The sequence below is a fragment of the Ensifer oleiphilus genome, from assembly GCF_013371465.1.
Lineage (GTDB): Bacteria > Pseudomonadota > Alphaproteobacteria > Rhizobiales > Rhizobiaceae > Ensifer > Ensifer oleiphilus.
This window is the reverse complement of the sequence record NZ_JABWDU010000009.1, coordinates 216,514-231,740: the sequence shown is the minus strand read 5'-3', so window position 1 is coordinate 231,740 and position 15,227 is coordinate 216,514. Positions and strand designations below refer to the sequence as shown.

At 62.8% G+C, this 15,227-nt stretch carries 12 protein-coding genes; 9 read left to right on the top strand and 3 right to left on the bottom strand.

The annotated features are described in order from the left end of the window. Nucleotides 1-18 precede the first annotated feature (18 nt). Both HT585_RS27005 and HT585_RS27000 read right to left on the bottom strand, forming a co-directional pair. Nucleotides 19-1,056, bottom strand: coding sequence for an isopenicillin N synthase family dioxygenase (locus tag HT585_RS27005; RefSeq protein WP_176355880.1), 1,038 nt, complete (start codon nucleotides 1,054-1,056; stop codon nucleotides 19-21). 421 nt (nucleotides 1,057-1,477) lie between these two features. Then, nucleotides 1,478-2,188, bottom strand: a complete 711-nt coding sequence (locus HT585_RS27000) for an SDR family oxidoreductase (RefSeq protein WP_176355879.1) — start codon at nucleotides 2,186-2,188, stop codon at nucleotides 1,478-1,480. A gap of 109 nt (nucleotides 2,189-2,297) precedes the next feature. Here HT585_RS27000 and HT585_RS26995 point away from each other — a divergent pair, with 109 nt between their 5' ends. From HT585_RS26995 to HT585_RS26955, 9 genes are all read left to right on the top strand, one after another. After that, the gene (locus HT585_RS26995) at nucleotides 2,298-3,197 is read left to right on the top strand and encodes a LysR family transcriptional regulator (RefSeq protein WP_176355878.1); all 900 of its coding nucleotides are present in this window, start codon (nucleotides 2,298-2,300) and stop codon (nucleotides 3,195-3,197) included. Between the two features lie 119 nt (nucleotides 3,198-3,316). Next, nucleotides 3,317-5,683, top strand: coding sequence for a helix-turn-helix transcriptional regulator (locus HT585_RS26990; RefSeq protein WP_176355877.1), 2,367 nt, complete (start codon nucleotides 3,317-3,319; stop codon nucleotides 5,681-5,683). Between the two features lie 187 nt (nucleotides 5,684-5,870). Then, nucleotides 5,871-6,899 carry an ABC transporter permease gene (locus HT585_RS26985; RefSeq protein ID WP_176355876.1) on the top strand — a complete coding sequence of 343 codons (1,029 nt, stop codon included), beginning with the start codon at nucleotides 5,871-5,873 and terminating at the stop codon, nucleotides 6,897-6,899. After that, complete coding sequence (locus HT585_RS26980; protein ID WP_176355875.1) at nucleotides 6,899-7,759, top strand: ABC transporter permease; 861 nt, start codon at nucleotides 6,899-6,901, stop codon at nucleotides 7,757-7,759. Before HT585_RS26985 ends, HT585_RS26980 begins: the two co-directional genes overlap by 1 nt. Nucleotides 7,760-7,763: 4 nt before the next feature. Beyond that, nucleotides 7,764-9,431, top strand: a complete 1,668-nt coding sequence (locus tag HT585_RS26975) for an ATP-binding cassette domain-containing protein (protein ID WP_176355874.1) — start codon at nucleotides 7,764-7,766, stop codon at nucleotides 9,429-9,431. A gap of 49 nt (nucleotides 9,432-9,480) precedes the next feature. Then, a complete protein-coding gene (locus HT585_RS26970) occupies nucleotides 9,481-11,040 on the top strand; it encodes a hydantoinase/oxoprolinase N-terminal domain-containing protein (protein WP_176355873.1) in 1,560 nt (519 codons plus the stop codon). Then, nucleotides 11,033-12,163, top strand: a complete 1,131-nt coding sequence (locus HT585_RS26965; protein ID WP_176355872.1) for an S-methyl thiohydantoin desulfurase family protein — start codon at nucleotides 11,033-11,035, stop codon at nucleotides 12,161-12,163. Before HT585_RS26970 ends, HT585_RS26965 begins: the two co-directional genes overlap by 8 nt. After that, nucleotides 12,160-13,254, top strand: a complete 1,095-nt coding sequence (locus HT585_RS26960; protein WP_176355871.1) for an S-methyl thiohydantoin desulfurase family protein — start codon at nucleotides 12,160-12,162, stop codon at nucleotides 13,252-13,254. Before HT585_RS26965 ends, HT585_RS26960 begins: the two co-directional genes overlap by 4 nt. Nucleotides 13,255-13,305: 51 nt before the next feature. Continuing rightward, nucleotides 13,306-14,883 carry an ABC transporter substrate-binding protein gene (locus HT585_RS26955; RefSeq protein WP_176355870.1) on the top strand — a complete coding sequence of 526 codons (1,578 nt, stop codon included), beginning with the start codon at nucleotides 13,306-13,308 and terminating at the stop codon, nucleotides 14,881-14,883. A gap of 81 nt (nucleotides 14,884-14,964) precedes the next feature. Here the strand turns inward: HT585_RS26955 and HT585_RS26950 are convergent, their stop codons facing one another. Then, nucleotides 14,965-15,201, bottom strand: a complete 237-nt coding sequence (locus HT585_RS26950; protein ID WP_176355869.1) for a hypothetical protein — start codon at nucleotides 15,199-15,201, stop codon at nucleotides 14,965-14,967. Nucleotides 15,202-15,227 lie beyond the last annotated feature (26 nt).

Genomic DNA, 15,227 nt, shown 5'->3' with positions numbered 1-15,227 from the left:
TGGATGCAGCAGGATTTTTCAGGCTGGTACCGGCACCTTCAGCAGCTCGACAAGATCGGCATGATGGGCGGCGGCGACGTCGGGGTGTGATCTCAGGCGTGATTTCAGGACATTGCGCCCGACTTCGTGGAACAACGGGTTAAGTGGGTCCTGCGTCACACCGCGAACTTCGGCACCAAGCTCGGGCGGCAGGTCGAGAACTGGAATTGTGGAAGCGAGGTTGGCGCCGAGGAAGAAGGCGACCGACCTGCGATCACCGCCGGCGGGCGGCGTGACGACGCGATGAATGTTGGCAAGCAGGTAGCCGTTCGATGCCAGCTCCAAAAGCTCGCCGACATTGATGACGAAGGTGCCGCGCTTCGGCGGCGCATCGATCCAGCCGCCCTTGCCGTCGTCGACTTGCAGGCCGCCGACCTCATCCTGAAGCAGGATGGTGACGAAACCGCCGTCCTTGTGGGCGCCGACCCCCTGGTAGCTTTCGGTCTTATCGCGGCCGGGATAGCGGATGATCTTCAACAGCTGGTTCGGGCCATCACGGTAGATCGGCTCGAACACATCGGCGCGCTGTCCGAGCGCTTCGGCGAAGACCTCGATCAGGCGGATACCAAGACGGGTCACCGCCTCGATCCAGGCGAGGATCGCCGGTTTCAGTTCGGGCAGGGCGTCGGGAAACTGGTTGGGGCCGACCAGGCGCTTCCATGGAGCATCGCCCGGCCTGATGTCGAGGCGTTCGCGTTCGGGCCCGAAGTCCACCTGTTCGCGCCAGTCTTGCGTGCCGCGGGTGTATTCGAGACCGGCGCGATTGTAGCCGCGAAAGTGCGGCGACTTGCGCATTTCGATCGCCAGCTTGTCCTGTTCCGGCAGGGTGAAAAAGCGCTTGGAGAGATCGAGGACGCCATCGATCTGCTCCTGCGGGATGCCATGCCCCTCGAGATAGAAAAAGCCCACCGAGCGGGCGACGCTGCGCAATTCGTCAAGCGCCGCCGCCCGCTCGGGATGGCCCGCCGCAAAGCGTTGCAAATCGAGAATGGGCAGGGATGATTTGGCGTCGGTCAATGGTGGCTCCCTTCAGTGTCTGTGCGGCGGTGCGCAGTTGATGCCGTCGGGTGTGCCGACACCCTGCTGCTGCGGCTCGCCACAAGTGGTATGAGAAGCCTACCTGTTGTTGGCGTCCTTTCAATATTGTCTATTGAAAAGATAGACTAAATATCGCGACATTGGCGCAAGAGCCGTCCGAGCAACGATTGAGCTCCGAGAATTTTCAACCTTTGGGGTTTTGCCGAGGGATTTGCCGGCCACGCTGAGCACCAACGCCTTGTAAGCGGGAGCGATTGAGCGGCTGCCTTCAGGCGTCTCGGACCGTCAGGAGCAACGGGGCCGCTCTTGATCGGGCGATAAAGCGCCGCCGCTCTGCCCATTCCCGATGCAACGGGAATGGTGTTGGTGTGACGGGAGCGTTCAATTGCCGTCGTTCGGCTCAACGCAACGCAAAGCCCCCGTCGGGGTAAAGCGTCGAGCCGTTCATGAAGCCGTTCTCCATGAGATAGATGACTGTGTGCGCGACCTCGTCGGTGGTGCCGACGCGCTTGAGCAGCGCAGCCTCCCCATAGCTGGAGAACGACGCCTCTCTGATGGCGTCCGGTTGACGGCGCCACAGGTCGCTATCGATCGTGCCGGGCGAAATGACATTCACGCGGATCGGCGCCAACTCGACGGCGAGCGCTCGCCCAAGGCCTTCGATCGCGGCATTGCAGGCGCCGTAGGCCGCACCCTCGGCCGCCGGCCGAACACTGTAGGCGCCGGCCATCAAGGTGATGGATCCGTTCTTGTCGAGGTACGGCAGGGCGTGCTTCACGGCGTAGTATTGGCCCCAGAACTTCGATCGGAACGAGCTTTCGGCAACCTCGTCGGACGCCTTGTCGATCCGTCCGCGCGAATAGGATGCGCCCGGTGTGAACAGGTGGTTGATCGGACCCGCCTGCTCGAAAAAGCGGCGCAAGGAGTCCTGATCGACATTGTCGACCGTCAGCACGCGGCTGGCGGGACCGAGCTTGCTTGCCGCGCGCTGCAGCTTTTCCGCATCGCGCCCGCCAATAACCACGTCCGCGCCAAGGTCGATCGCGCGCTCGGCAACGCGCAGGCCGATGCCGGAGCTGCCGCCGATGATTGCTACTCTCTGCTTTCTCATTCTTTCGGATCCTTGAGATGTGAATGCCAAGCCACACTATATCCGCGAACCAAAATCGCTTATGAGAACATTCAGCGCAGTACCTGCGACAGAAATTCCGGAGTTTTCCATGCTGCCCGGCGATCATCTCAGCGCCATCCGTGCCTTTATGCAGGCGTCGCGGTCATCCAGTTTTTCCGAAGCCGCCGAGCGGCTTGGCCTTTCCACATCGACGGTGGGCAAGGCTGTTGCCCGGCTTGAGACCCAGTTGGGCGTGCGTCTGTTTCAGCGCAGCACACGCCATCTCGCACTCACCGAGGAAGGCAGGGTGTTCCTCGAGGGGTGCGAACGCGCCGTGGCGGAACTGGCCGCGGTCGAGTCCGCACTTGCCTCGCGCATGGATGAGCCTGCCGGCCGCCTCAAGGTCAGTTTGCCGGAACTGCTCGGCAGGCGCATTGCCGGGCCATGCCTTATCGCGCTCGCGGCCGACTATCCGAAACTCGAACTCGATATTGCCTTCACCAATCGGCTCGTTGATCTGGTCGACGAGAACATCGACCTCTGTGTGCGTGTCGGCGAACTTGCGGGCGGCGGCGACCTGATGGTCAGAAAGCTCGGTGTGCAGCGCCTGACGATTTGCGGTGCGCCGGATTATCTGGCGAAGCACGGGACGCCATCGCGCCCCGCGGAGCTTGCTGCCCATCATTGCGTAACGCAATCGCGTGGGCCCGCGGCACAGAGCTGGCGATTTGCCGAGTCCGGGCAGACGAAGCACGTCACCGTGCGCAGCGTGCTCAGCATTGCGGATCACGCTTTGATGGCGGACGCTGCCTGTCGTGGGCATGGGCTCGTGCAATTGCCGAGCTGGATTGTCGACGATGCGATCAAGGAGGGTCGCCTCGTTCCCGTTCTGGAGGCGTTTGCGGCTGTGCCGCTCCCCATCTACGCACTCTGGCCGCATCGGCTCGGTACGACCCCGCGCGTGCGCATCGCGGTCGACGCCTTGGTCGATTGTTTTCGCCATTTCTAGCGGCGCTGCGAAAAATTTCGGGCGACGCTGGCCGACCAGTCTATTCCGCCTTTGCCAACCCGAGCGTCCTTGTCTAGGTTTCGCCGACAACCGCGCTTGGCCCGTTGGGCAGAGAATGAATGGCTGATACGCCCCACAAAACGATCGACATCCGGCGAGACGATCTTCTGCAACGCATCGTGACGGCGGCCGAACCGACCGTGGTTCTGGACGCCGTTGCGGGCATGGGAAAGTCGACGCTGTTGTCGCAACTGGCGTCCCGCCTTCAATGCCGCATATGGCGATCGGCGCGTCCTCCCGGCGAGGAAGACTTCTTCGACGACGTGCTGCTCTGGGACGTGCCGCCGGACATGCAGGAAGCTGAAATTCCTGCAACCTGGCAGGACGAGGGACGACGCGTCGTGATCGCGAAACGGCCGCGAACCCGGCTCCTTGGTCTCGATCGGGCGATTGCCTACGGCAAGGCACTCTGCCTTGGTGCTCAGGACCTCCGCTTCTCGCCCGGCGAACTCGAGGCAGTCTATGGCAAAGTGGAGGCCGCCCTGCTTCTGACTGAGACTGGTGGGTGGCCGTTTCTCGTTGGGCTGCTCTCGCGATCGTCACGAGACGAGGCGGCGGTCACCCGCTTTCTGGCGAACAATGTCGTGAGTGAAACGACAGATTTCGAACTCGTCCAGCTCAGGCTTGCCCGGCAGACCGCAAAGGCTTCGGCCAAGGCGAAACAAGCGGTGCCGGCCTATCTGCAGGCAAGCGGCATCGGCGGTGCGCTTGCTGCAGCGGTTGACATGGTGCTGGCAGAGCGTATCGAAGACGGCGCTCGCGTGCCGGCGATTTCGGCTGCCTATGCCGCGCACGGCATGCAAACGGAAGCGATCCTCGTGCTGCAGGGCGCGGGGCTTCACGAACTGGCGGTCCGCGCCTTCGCTGCAAACTTCGGCCGGTACTACATCTTCTTCCACGGCTCGGAAGCCTTCGACCGGGTTCTCGCCGGGTTCCCGGCTGAATTGGCGACACAGAATGAAGGCATCGTCACCGCGCTTGCCATGCAGGCGCTGAAGCGCGGCGAAGTGCTGCGCGCGCAGCGGCTGCTTGCCGATTGCTACGGCTCGCGCGCCAACAATGTGCTGAAGGTGCTGAGCGACCGTGCGGCATTCTCAGCCGCGTTCCGCTCTTTCCGCCTGGTGATGCTGATCTACGAGGACGTTGTGCTCGGCGATGATCTGCTGGAGCAATCGACGACGCTTTTGTCGGAGTTTCCGCTCGACGCCGATCTGGAGCGCGGCAGCATCTACAATTCGATCCTGGAGTTCTACATTCGCCGCCGCCGGTTCGCCGTCGCGCAGGATATCGCCGATCGGGCACTCTTCCATTATGAGCGCGCGGGCGTGCCGCTTCTGTGTTTCTATATCAATCTGCATCAGGCGATGATGCACCTGATGAGCGGCGATGCGGTGCGTGCCCGCAGGAATTCGGTCGACGCTGCCGAGCAATTGTCGCGCGTGCCGTTCGAGAGCCCGATGGATGCACGGCTGCTCGCTTTGCTGCAAGCGTGCGTGGAATACGAGGACGGCAAGCCGGAGCCGTTGGCGCGCTTCCTGGCCTCCGAAATGGATGATTTCTCGCATGGCGAGATCTGGCCGAGCCTGATCGAGTTCGCGTTGCAATATGGCAGCCAGGCGCTGAGCGAGCATTTTTCGATGATTGCCGCACGCGGCTTCCTCGATCGCTGGCGCGCCTACCAGGTCTATAACAGGCAGTTCCGCCTGATGATCGAGGTCCGCGACGCCGTCATTCTGCAGAACGGCAACCGCTGGCAGGAAGCGGCAGAAAAGCTTTCGGCGGTGCAGGCCCGTATCAACAGAACCTGGGTGGAGGCGGCTGTCGACGAACTGACCCGCCTGCAGGACCGCGACGAGATAGCATTGGCTGTCGTCTGGCTGCGCCATATCGTCTTCGAAATGCCGGGGCGCGTGCATCTGGACCGGCAGCTTGCGGCGCTGGCGAGCAACCTCAACCTGACGGGCCGCCAGCGATTGTCCATCGAGGTCTGGCAGGCCTATGTCGCTCGTCGCCGGCACAACCTCACCGGCGCGCGCGCTATCCTGCAGAAAACGTTCGAGAATGCGGCCCGGCTCGGCACCATTGCGCCGCTGTCGGAAGAGCGGCAGTTCCTGCGGGAGCTGACCGGCGACCGCCGCATCAGCGACTTCCTGCAGATCACGCCGACGTCGCAACAGATCCTGCGCCGCCTGCGCGACACCGGCCTGCCCAACGCTCCGCTCGGCGAAAAGAACGGCCTGACCCGGCGCGAAACCCGCCTGCTGCTGATGATTGCCGAGGGCGCGTCGAACAAGTTCATCGCCCATGCCCTGGGCTTGAGCGAGGCCACGGTGAAATTCCACCTCGGCAATCTCTATCGCAAGCTCGGCTGCAGCCGCCGACGGGAAGCGATCATCGCGGCAAAGGCGCTCGGCGTCATTTCCTGATCAGGTTGCCGTGGGCGGCGGTATGCGTCGTTCTCCCATTTGGTCGATCGAAAAACCTATACCTTTCTTATCAAAACCTATCCTTTCTGGCCGTTGTGCAAACGACCCTTTCGGCTTGAAACTGCCCTCGACCGCAAAACGCGGCAGACAGGCCGGACAATAACCGGCCGAGGGGAAAGGGTTGCCAATGGGCAATTATTACGTCGCATTGTTTGCGCGGCGCGCGGTCGGCTTCCTCATGGTGCTGTTCGTGTTGTCGCTGATGATTTTCGTGCTCGCTCGCATCGTGCCGGGCGACCCGGCGCGCATGGCCCTCGGTCCGAGCGCAACGCAAGCGCAGGTCGACCAGCTCCGCCAGCGCATGGGGCTCGATGAGCCGCTGATCACCCAGTATGTCAGCTATGTCAGCCATGCGGTGACCGGCGACCTCGGACGTTCGATCGTGTCCGATCGCGAGGTCAGCGCCGACATCGCCACCTTCCTGCCGGCGACGCTCGAGCTTGTGATCGTCACCATCGTCATCATTTTCGCGGTGGCCGTGCCACTCGGCGTCCTGACGGCGCGCTACAGGAACAGCTGGATCGACAACAGCGGCCGTTTCTTCTCGCTCATCGGCGTCACCATTCCGAGCTTTCTCTTCGCCGTAACCCTGCAGATCCTTGCGGCAGATCATTTCCCCTCATGGCCAACGCTCGGCCGGGTCGACTTCCAGCTCGGCGCACCCGCAGGCCCCACTGGCTTCCTGCTCGTCGACAGCCTGCTTGCCGGCCGCCCCGACGTGTTTCTGAGCGCGCTTCAGCATCTCGTCTTTCCGGCGCTGGCGCTGGCAATGGCCGGCATCGGCCAGATTACCCGCATCACCCGCTCTGCAATGATCGACCATCAGCGTCGCGATCATGTGCTGACGCTGAAATCCTTCGGTGTGCCGGACCGCGTCATCGTGTTTCGTTATCTGCTGAAGCTGTCTTCGATCGCACCATTGACGATCATGGGGCTCGAATTCGCCTCGCTGATCGGCAACGCCTTCGTCGTCGAAATGGTGTTCTCCTGGGGCGGCTTTGCCTCCTACGGCCTCGACGCCATCCTGCAGAAGGATCTCAATGCCGTCATGGCCGTGGTCCTCGTCTCGGGCATTTTCTTCATCGCCGCCAATCTCGTCATCGACCTGATCATCAGCATCCTTGACCCGCGGCTTCGCTTCAAGGAGGCCCGCTGATGCAGGAAGCAACCCGCCTGTCCGCCGGTTACATGACCTGGTACCGGTTCAGCCGGAACCCGGCCGCCGTCATCGGCGCGCTGATCGTGCTTTCGGTCATCGTCATGGCCGTCTTCGCGCCGTTGATCGCCCGCTTTCCCGAACATGTCGGCGCCGTCGTCGACTTCCGAAACCGCCATATGCCGCCGGATGCCGACAACTGGTTCGGCACCGACAAGGCCGGGCGTGACATCTTCTCGCGAACGGTCTTCGGGTTCCGCGTCTCGCTGCTGCTTGTCATCGGCGTGCTCGGCGTAGCTGTCCCGATCGGCTCGGCGCTGGGCATGATCGCCGGTTATGCCGGCGGCCTGACCGAGCGGCTCCTGACCGGTTTCACCGACATCATGCTGGCCATCCCGCCGCTGGTGATGGCGCTCGCCATCGGCAACGTGCTCGAGCCCAATCTGGTCAACGCCATGCTGGCGATCACGCTGCTCTGGTGGACCTGGCATGCGCGCCTCGTCTATCGCGTGACAAAATCGATCGCGGCGGAAGACTACATCGAGGCAGCGCGGCTTGCCGGCGCCAGCCACCTGCATATTCTCGCCAAGGAGATCCTGCCGAACTGCATCTCGGTCATCTCGGTGAAGACGACGCTCGATGCTGCCTTCGTCATCCTCTTCGGCGCGACGCTCTCCTTCCTCGGGCTCGGCGTGAAGCCGCCGACACCGGATCTCGGCTCGATGGTCGCCGACGGCCGGCAGTTCCTGCCGGAGAAATGGTGGGAGGTTCTGGCTCCAGGTTTTGCCATCTTCTATGCCACGCTCGGCTTCAACCTGCTCGGCGACGGGCTGCGCGACATGTTCGATGTGGAGGCCTGAGACGATGAGCGTTCCTCTCCTTAAGGTCGAAGACCTCAACATCGCCTTCACCACCTATGGCCGCCGCCAGCATATCCTGAAGGATGTTTCCTTCGAGATTGGTCGGGGCGAGCGCGTGGCGCTGATTGGCGAGACCGGCTCGGGCAAGTCGGTCACCTCGAAGGCGATCCTCGGCACGCTTCCTGACAATGCCCGCATCGAAGGGGGCAACATCGAGTATGACGGCAGGCGGGTTCTCGATATGCCTAGCCGCGAGCGCGAGGCGCTGAAAGGCACCGCGTTCTCGATCATCATGCAGGACCCCCTGTCTTCGTTCAATCCGGTGTTCCGGATCGGCCGGCATCTCGACGACGTGATGTTTTATGCCGATCGGCGCGATGGCGTCAGAACCACGGCGAAAGACCGAAAGCAGCGCATCTTCGATGTCCTGCGCCGCGTGCAGCTTCAGGATCCGGAGCGGGTCTTCGATGCCTATCCTTCGCAGCTGTCCGGCGGCATGCGACAGCGCGTGCTGATCGGCCTTGCGCTTTTGCACCAGCCGCAACTGCTGATCGCCGACGAACCTGGCACGGCGCTCGATGTCACCACGCAGGACGAGATCCTGAAACTGATCAACCGCCTGGTCGACAGCGAGGGACTTTCCCTGCTGATGATCACGCACAATCTCGGCGTGGTCCGGCAGACGGCCGATCGCGTCTTCGTCATGCGTCATGGCGAGATCGTCGAGAGCGGCAATCTGCGCCAGATTTTTCACACGCCGCGGCAGCCCTACACGATCGATCTGATCGATGCGATCCCGCCGCTTTACGGGCCGAAGGTGACCGATCAGCCGGTTTCGTCGAACGCGCCGATCATCACGCTCGAGGGGGCCGGCAAGGTCTATGTCGAAAAGCCATTTCTTGGCCGCATGAAGCGCCATGAGGCGGTCAAGCCGGTGACGCTTTCGGTGCCAGAGGGCGAGATTTTCGGCCTCGCAGGCGAATCCGGTTCCGGCAAGACCACGATTGCCCGCATGGTGATGGGGCTGATTGCGCCGAGCTCCGGCACGATCCGCGTCGGTTCGCCTGCGCAGGCAAGTGCGCCGCAGCGCCTGACGCAGATCGTTTATCAGAACCCCGGCACGTCGCTGAACCCCAAGCGCACGGTGACGCAGACCCTGGCGGTGCCGCTCGGCCATGTCGGCCTCAGCGGCAAGGCGGCGACATTGCGGATGGAAGAGCTGATGGCGCTGGTCAACCTGCCGTCCGCCTATCTTTCCAAATATCCGCACGAGCTTTCGGGCGGGCAGAAGCAGCGGGTGGCAATCGCCCGGGCGCTTGCGGCCGAACCGAAGATCATCGTGCTCGACGAGCCGACCTCTGCGCTCGACGTCTCCGTTCAGAAACAGGTCATCGCCTTGCTGCAGCGCCTGCGGGACGAGCTTGGGCTGACCTATTTCTTCATCTCCCACGACCTTTCGCTGATGCGCAATTTCTGCAGCCGCATCGCCATCATGCTGAAGGGCGAGATCATCGAGGAGGGGAGAACGGCGGATGTCTTCGCCGATCCGAAGCACCCCTACACCCGCGCTCTCATCTCGGCGATCCCGGTGATGAGCGACGAGGAGGAAGCATTGAAACCCACGGTAAGCGTCGAGGAGAGAGCGCGCTTCCTGGTGAGATCAACGGCCTGAGGCCGAACGAGGAAACAGGGCCGAAGGCCCATCAACAAGGAGACTGTCCGTGTATCGATTGGGAATAGATGTCGGGGGTACGAACACCGACGCCGTGATCATGGAGGGGCGGCACGTTCTGTCAGGCGTCAAGGCGTCGACGACGGAAGACGTGACGACGGGTGTCATCGAGGCGCTGGAGGGGGCAATCGCCAAGGCCGGCATCGATCGATCCAAGATCAGCACCGTGATGATCGGCACGACGCATTTCACCAATGCGGTGATCGAGCGCAAGCATATCAACCATGTCGCCGCCATTCGCCTCGGCCTGCCGGCGACCGCCTGCCTGCCGCCGATGGTCGACTGGCCGAACGATCTCGCCGAAGCCGTCGGTCATCACACCTACCTGGTTCGCGGCGGTTACGAATTCGACGGCCGCACCATTGCCCCGCTCGATGAAGAAGAGTTGATCCGGATCGCTGCCGACATTCGCCTCAAGAACGTCAAGGCGGCGGCCATCACCTGCGTCTTCAGCCCCATCAACGCCGAGATGGAACAGCGTGCCAAGGCTGTCATCGAAAAGCATTGCCCGGGCCTTCCGGTGGTCGTCTCCGGCGACATCGGCCGCATCGGCCTGCTGGAGCGCGAAAGTGCGGCCATCATGAATGCAAGCCTGTTGTCGCTTGCCGCCAAGACAGTGGACGCCTTCGCCAAGGCGCTGAAGGATGCCGGACTTTCCTGCCCGTTCTTCATCACCCAGAACGACGGCACGCTGATGGCGGCTGCCACAGTCAGAAGCTTTCCGGTACTGACCTTCGCCTCGGGGCCTACCAATTCGATGCGCGGCGCGGCCTTCCTGACCGGCCGCAAGGAAGCGATCGTCGTCGATATCGGCGGCACCACGTCCGACGTCGGCGCGCTGCATCACGGCTTTCCCCGGCAGGCGGCGACCATCGTCGACGTCGGCGGTGTGCGCACCAATTTCCGCATGCCCGACGTTTTCTCGATCGGTCTCGGCGGCGGCTCGCTGGTGCGTGAACTCGCCAATGGTGACGTGACTGTCGGCCCGCAGTCGGTCGGCTATCGCATCGCTAGGGACGCATTGGTCTTCGGCGGACAGACCCTGACGACGACGGATATCGCCGTCGCCCTCGGCAAGGCCGATATCGGCGACGCGCAGAAGGTAGCGCATCTGGATCGGGCGCTGGCCGAAAAGGCCCATGCCAGGATCGTGCAGATGCTGGAAAACTCGGTCGAGCGCAGCCGTGTCTCTGCCGATCCGATCCCGGTCATCGCCGTTGGCGGCGGCTCGATCCTGATGCCGGACAGGCTCGGGGATCTGGAGGTCATCCGCCCGGAGAATTTCGCCGTCGCCAATGCCGTCGGTGCGGCCATCGCCCAGATCAGCGGCGAAGTCGACCGCGTCTTTGCGCTCGAGAAGGGTCTGACGCGCGAAATTTGCCTGAAGCAGGCGGAGCAGGAAGCGACGGAACGCGCGCTTTCGGCCGGCGCGATCGCCGAAACGATCCAGGTCATCGAGCGGGAAGACGTGCCGCTTGCCTATCTGCCGGGCAATGCGACCCGCATCCACGTCAAGGTCGTCGGCGAAATGGGAGGCTTCCATGGCTGAGCGTGCATTGAAGGCTTTGAACTACGATCCGTCCGATCTCTGGGTACTCGACGAAGAGGACCTGGAAGCGCTGGAAATCGGCGCCGGCATTCTGGGCACCGGTGGCGGCGGCAACCCCTATATCGGCAAGCTGCGGGCGCGGCTGGCGATGCGCAGCGGTTACAACCTGTCGATCCTACCGCTCGACCGGCTGGCCGACGATGCGCGCTGCATTTCGCTCGGTGGCATCGGCGCGCCGGTCGTTGCCTATGAGCGGCTGAAGGAAGGACGCGAAGGGCTGCGGTGCGTTCGCGCGCTCGAAGAGCATCTCGGGATCGCGATCGACGCCATCGTCTGCGAGGAAATCGGGGGCGCCAATTCGATGGAGCCGCTGATCGCGGCCGCTTTTGCGGGGCTGCCCGTCGTCGATTGCGACGGCATGGGGCGCGCCTTCCCTGAAATGCAGATGACCACCTTCTCGATCTACGGTCATCGCTCGACCCCGAGCGTCATGTGCGACCTGCACGGCAATGTCGTGCTGTTCCAGCACGCGGCATCGGAATTGTGGCACGAACGCATGGCGCGTGCCTGCGTCGTCTCGCAAGGCGGCGCCTCGACACTTGCCTCGGCGCCGATGACGGGAGCGTTTCTCAAGAAGTACTCGATCCCGCATTCCTATACCCAGGCGGTTTCGCTCGGGCGGGCGGTGCTGAAGGCGCGGCGCGAGCACGCCGATCCGGTCGCAGCGATCTGCGCCCAGGAAAACGGCCGCCAGGTCTTTTCCGGCAAGATCGTCGATCTCGAACGTCATCTGCGTGGCGGCTTCGTCATCGGCGAAGCCAAGCTTGCCGGCATCGATGCCTTCAACGGCGACACCGCCTCGGTGATGATCCAGAACGAAAACCTCGTCTTCAGCCGTAACGGCGAAGTCGAAGTGTCGGTGCCGGACCTGATCATCGTGCTCGATGTCGACAGCGGCAACGCGATCACCACGGAAATGCTGCGCTACGGTCAGCGCGTCGCGATCGTGGCGCTGCCCTGCCACTCCTTGCTGCGCTCCACCGCGGCACTTGAGGTTGTCGGCCCGAAGGCCTTCGGGTTCGACGATATCACCTTCCGGCCGATCGAGGAGACGAAGCCATGACCAAGCAGCTGATTACCGCTGCCGACATGGAGGCGATCGCCGTCGGCGGCGCCTATCTCGGCACCGGCGGCGGCGGCGATCCCTATATCGGCAAGCTGATGGCCCGAACGGCGATCGAGGCGAACGGTCCGGTTCGTGTGGTTCAGCCGGAAGCCGTCGCCGACGACGCGCTCTGTGTTCCCGTCTTCATGATGGGGGCACCGACCGTGATGGTGGAGAAGCTGCCGCGCGGCGACGAAGCGCTGGAGGCGCTGCGCCAGCTCGAACGATTCCTCGGACGCAAGGCCGATGCGCTGATCTGCGTTGAGGCCGGCGGGTTGAACTCGACCATCCCGTTCGCCGTGGCTGCCGCTACGGGCCTGCCGCTGATCGACGGCGACGGCATGGGCCGCGCCTTTCCCGAGCTGCAGATGGTGAGCTTCACCATGCATGACATCAGCGCGACGCCGCTGGTTCACGCCGACGACAAGGGCAACAGCGCGATCATCAACGCGGTCTCGAACCTTTGGACCGAACGTCTCGCCCGCGTTCAGGCGATCCAGATGGGCGGCGCCAGCCTTGTGGCCGCCTATCCGATGACCGGGGCCCAGATGAAGGCCGGGATCCTGCGCGGCACGCTCAGTCTCATCAAGGGCATCGGCGAGACGATTGCCGCCGAGCGTGTCGCCAAGCGTCATCCCGGCGTCGCCCTTCGCGAGCAATTCGACGGCCGGCATCTGTTTACCGGCCGCGTGGTCGATGTCGACCGGGCGACGACCGGCGGTTTTGCGCGCGGCCGGGCCGTGCTCAAGGGCATTGACGGTTTTGCCGGCCGCACCTTCGAAGTCGCCTTCCAGAACGAGTTCCTTGTCGCACGCGGCGACGGCGGGCAGGTCATCGCCTCCACGCCGGATCTCATCTGCGCGCTCGACGCGGATGGCGGGCTGCCGGTCACGACGGAGCAGTTGCGCTACGGCCTGACGGTCGAATTCACCGGACTTCCCTGCGATCGGCAATGGCGAACGGCCAAGGGGCTCGAACTCGCCGGCCCCGGCTACTTTGGCTACGACCACGCCTATGAGCCGGTCGAGGCGCTCAATCCGGCCGCCTGAAGACGGTCGAGCCGAAACACAATGACAATCAACAAAAAAGGGAACTGAGACATGAAGAGAACACTCATCACAGGGCTGCTTCTGGGGCTGGTGCAGACAACGGCACTCACCGCCCCGGCCGCGGCTCAGGAGAAGGTGTCGATCGTCGTCAACGCGACGCAGGAGTTCGGCACCATCGATCCCGGCAAGATCAACGACTACACGGAGTATATGGCCGCCGTGAACCTCTATTCCGGCCTGACGACGGTCAACCCTGACGGCTCCGTGGTGCCGGAGCTTGCCGAAGGCTGGAGCGTCTCCGATGACGACAAGACCTATACCTTCAAGCTGAAGGAAGGCGCAAAATTCCAGGATGGCACGCCGGTCAAGGCGTCCGATGTGGTTTACACGGTCAAGCGCCTGCTCGCGATCAACGAAGGTCCGTCCTACCTCTTCACCGATATCGTCGACGCGGACAAGCTGAAGGTTGTCGACGACCGCACCGTGGAGATCGGCCTGAAGAAGGTCTATGCGCCGTTCATCAGCAACACGCCGCTGATCCTTGTGCTCAACGAAAAGCTGATCAGAGAAAACAGCAAGGAGGAATGGGGCACCGACTACCTGACCGATCACCCGGCTGGAGCGGGGCCTTACATGCTGTCATCCTGGCAGCGCGCCTCGCAGATGGTCGTCAACCGTTTCGAGGGCTATCACGGCGGCTGGAGCAAGGGGAAGCCGATCGACGAAATCCGCTTCGTCATCACCCATGACGAAGCGACGGTGAAGGCGCTTGCGGCCAAGGGCGAACTCGGCATGTCGGCGCGCGCCCAGGCAAACGAGACCTTCGAGGCGATCGAGAAGATGCCGGGCTACAAGATCCTTCGCGGCACGACCGCGACCGGCTTCTACATCAAGATGAACACCCAGGTCCCGCCGACCGACGATATCCACGTCCGGCGCGCGATCGCGCTCGCGACCGATTACGAAACGGTGCGCAACGTCATTCATCCTGGCGAACCGATGAACGGGCCGTTGGCATCCGTGTTCAAGGACGCCTATCTCAACGATTTGTCCGCCCCGGAATACAATCTGGAAAAGGCGAAGGAAGAGCTTGCCAAGTCGAAATATGCCGGCAAGGGGCCAATCAAGCTCAGCCACACCTATGTCACGGGGCTGGCGTTCGAAGAAGACATTGCGCTGTTGATGCAGGCCAATCTCGAGCAGATCGGTATCGAGCTCGACATCAAGCCGGAGCCATGGAACCGGATCACCGAACTTGCCGCCAAGGTGGAAACGACGCCGGCGACCACGCAGGTCTTCTACGGCCCGACCTATCCATCGCCCGACAGCGTTTTCTATGTGCAGTATCACTCCAAGGCGAAGGGCACCTGGGCGTCGATGGAATGGCTGCAGGATCCGGAAGTCGACGCCTTGATCGACAAGTCGCGCGAGACGCTCGATCCCGCCGCGCAGAACGATCTCTATAAGCAGATACAGCGCAAGGTCACCGATGCGCAGGCCGACGTGTTCCTGACGGTGGAGTCACAGCGCTACGCCGCAAGCAAATGCCTGCAGGGCTATGCCTATATCCCGATGCAGAGCTGGGACCTGAACTTCTCGCGTTTCTGGTGGGATTGCCAGGCTGATTGAAATCGAAAGCCCTGCCTTGCGGGAGCGCGAAGCAGGGCTTTTTTCTATGCCACCAGCGAAATTGACGTCGACCTCGCCTGCTCAGCAGTTTCCGAGGCTGGCGCGGCTCATGAGCTCGTTGGTCAGCAGTGCGGTCTTGTCGCCGCATTCCTCGACTTCCTTGAGCAGCGCTGCGAGCGCCAGCTCGAGGCAATATTGAACCCCTTCGACATTCAGTGTGCGCGATGAATCGCGCGCGTAGGTGACAAGGCGGGCCAGCGCCAGCAGCTCCTTCTCCTTGTCTTCTGCTTCAAAGGACATGGCGATCGAAGATTGCATGATTTTCCCCGGTTCCCTGCGGATCA

Coding starts and splice junctions, on each gene's coding strand:
- HT585_RS27000 (WP_176355879.1), bottom strand. CDS start 2,188: ATGAGAAAGCAGAGAGTAGCAATCATCGGCGGCAGCTCCGGCATCGGC.
- HT585_RS26995 (WP_176355878.1), top strand. CDS start 2,298: ATGCTGCCCGGCGATCATCTCAGCGCCATCCGTGCCTTTATGCAGGCG.
- HT585_RS26990 (WP_176355877.1), top strand. CDS start 3,317: ATGGCTGATACGCCCCACAAAACGATCGACATCCGGCGAGACGATCTT.
- HT585_RS26985 (WP_176355876.1), top strand. CDS start 5,871: ATGGGCAATTATTACGTCGCATTGTTTGCGCGGCGCGCGGTCGGCTTC.
- HT585_RS26980 (WP_176355875.1), top strand. CDS start 6,899: ATGCAGGAAGCAACCCGCCTGTCCGCCGGTTACATGACCTGGTACCGG.
- HT585_RS26975 (WP_176355874.1), top strand. CDS start 7,764: ATGAGCGTTCCTCTCCTTAAGGTCGAAGACCTCAACATCGCCTTCACC.
- HT585_RS26965 (WP_176355872.1), top strand. CDS start 11,033: ATGGCTGAGCGTGCATTGAAGGCTTTGAACTACGATCCGTCCGATCTC.
- HT585_RS26960 (WP_176355871.1), top strand. CDS start 12,160: ATGACCAAGCAGCTGATTACCGCTGCCGACATGGAGGCGATCGCCGTC.
- HT585_RS26955 (WP_176355870.1), top strand. CDS start 13,306: ATGAAGAGAACACTCATCACAGGGCTGCTTCTGGGGCTGGTGCAGACA.
- HT585_RS26950 (WP_176355869.1), bottom strand. CDS start 15,201: ATGCAATCTTCGATCGCCATGTCCTTTGAAGCAGAAGACAAGGAGAAG.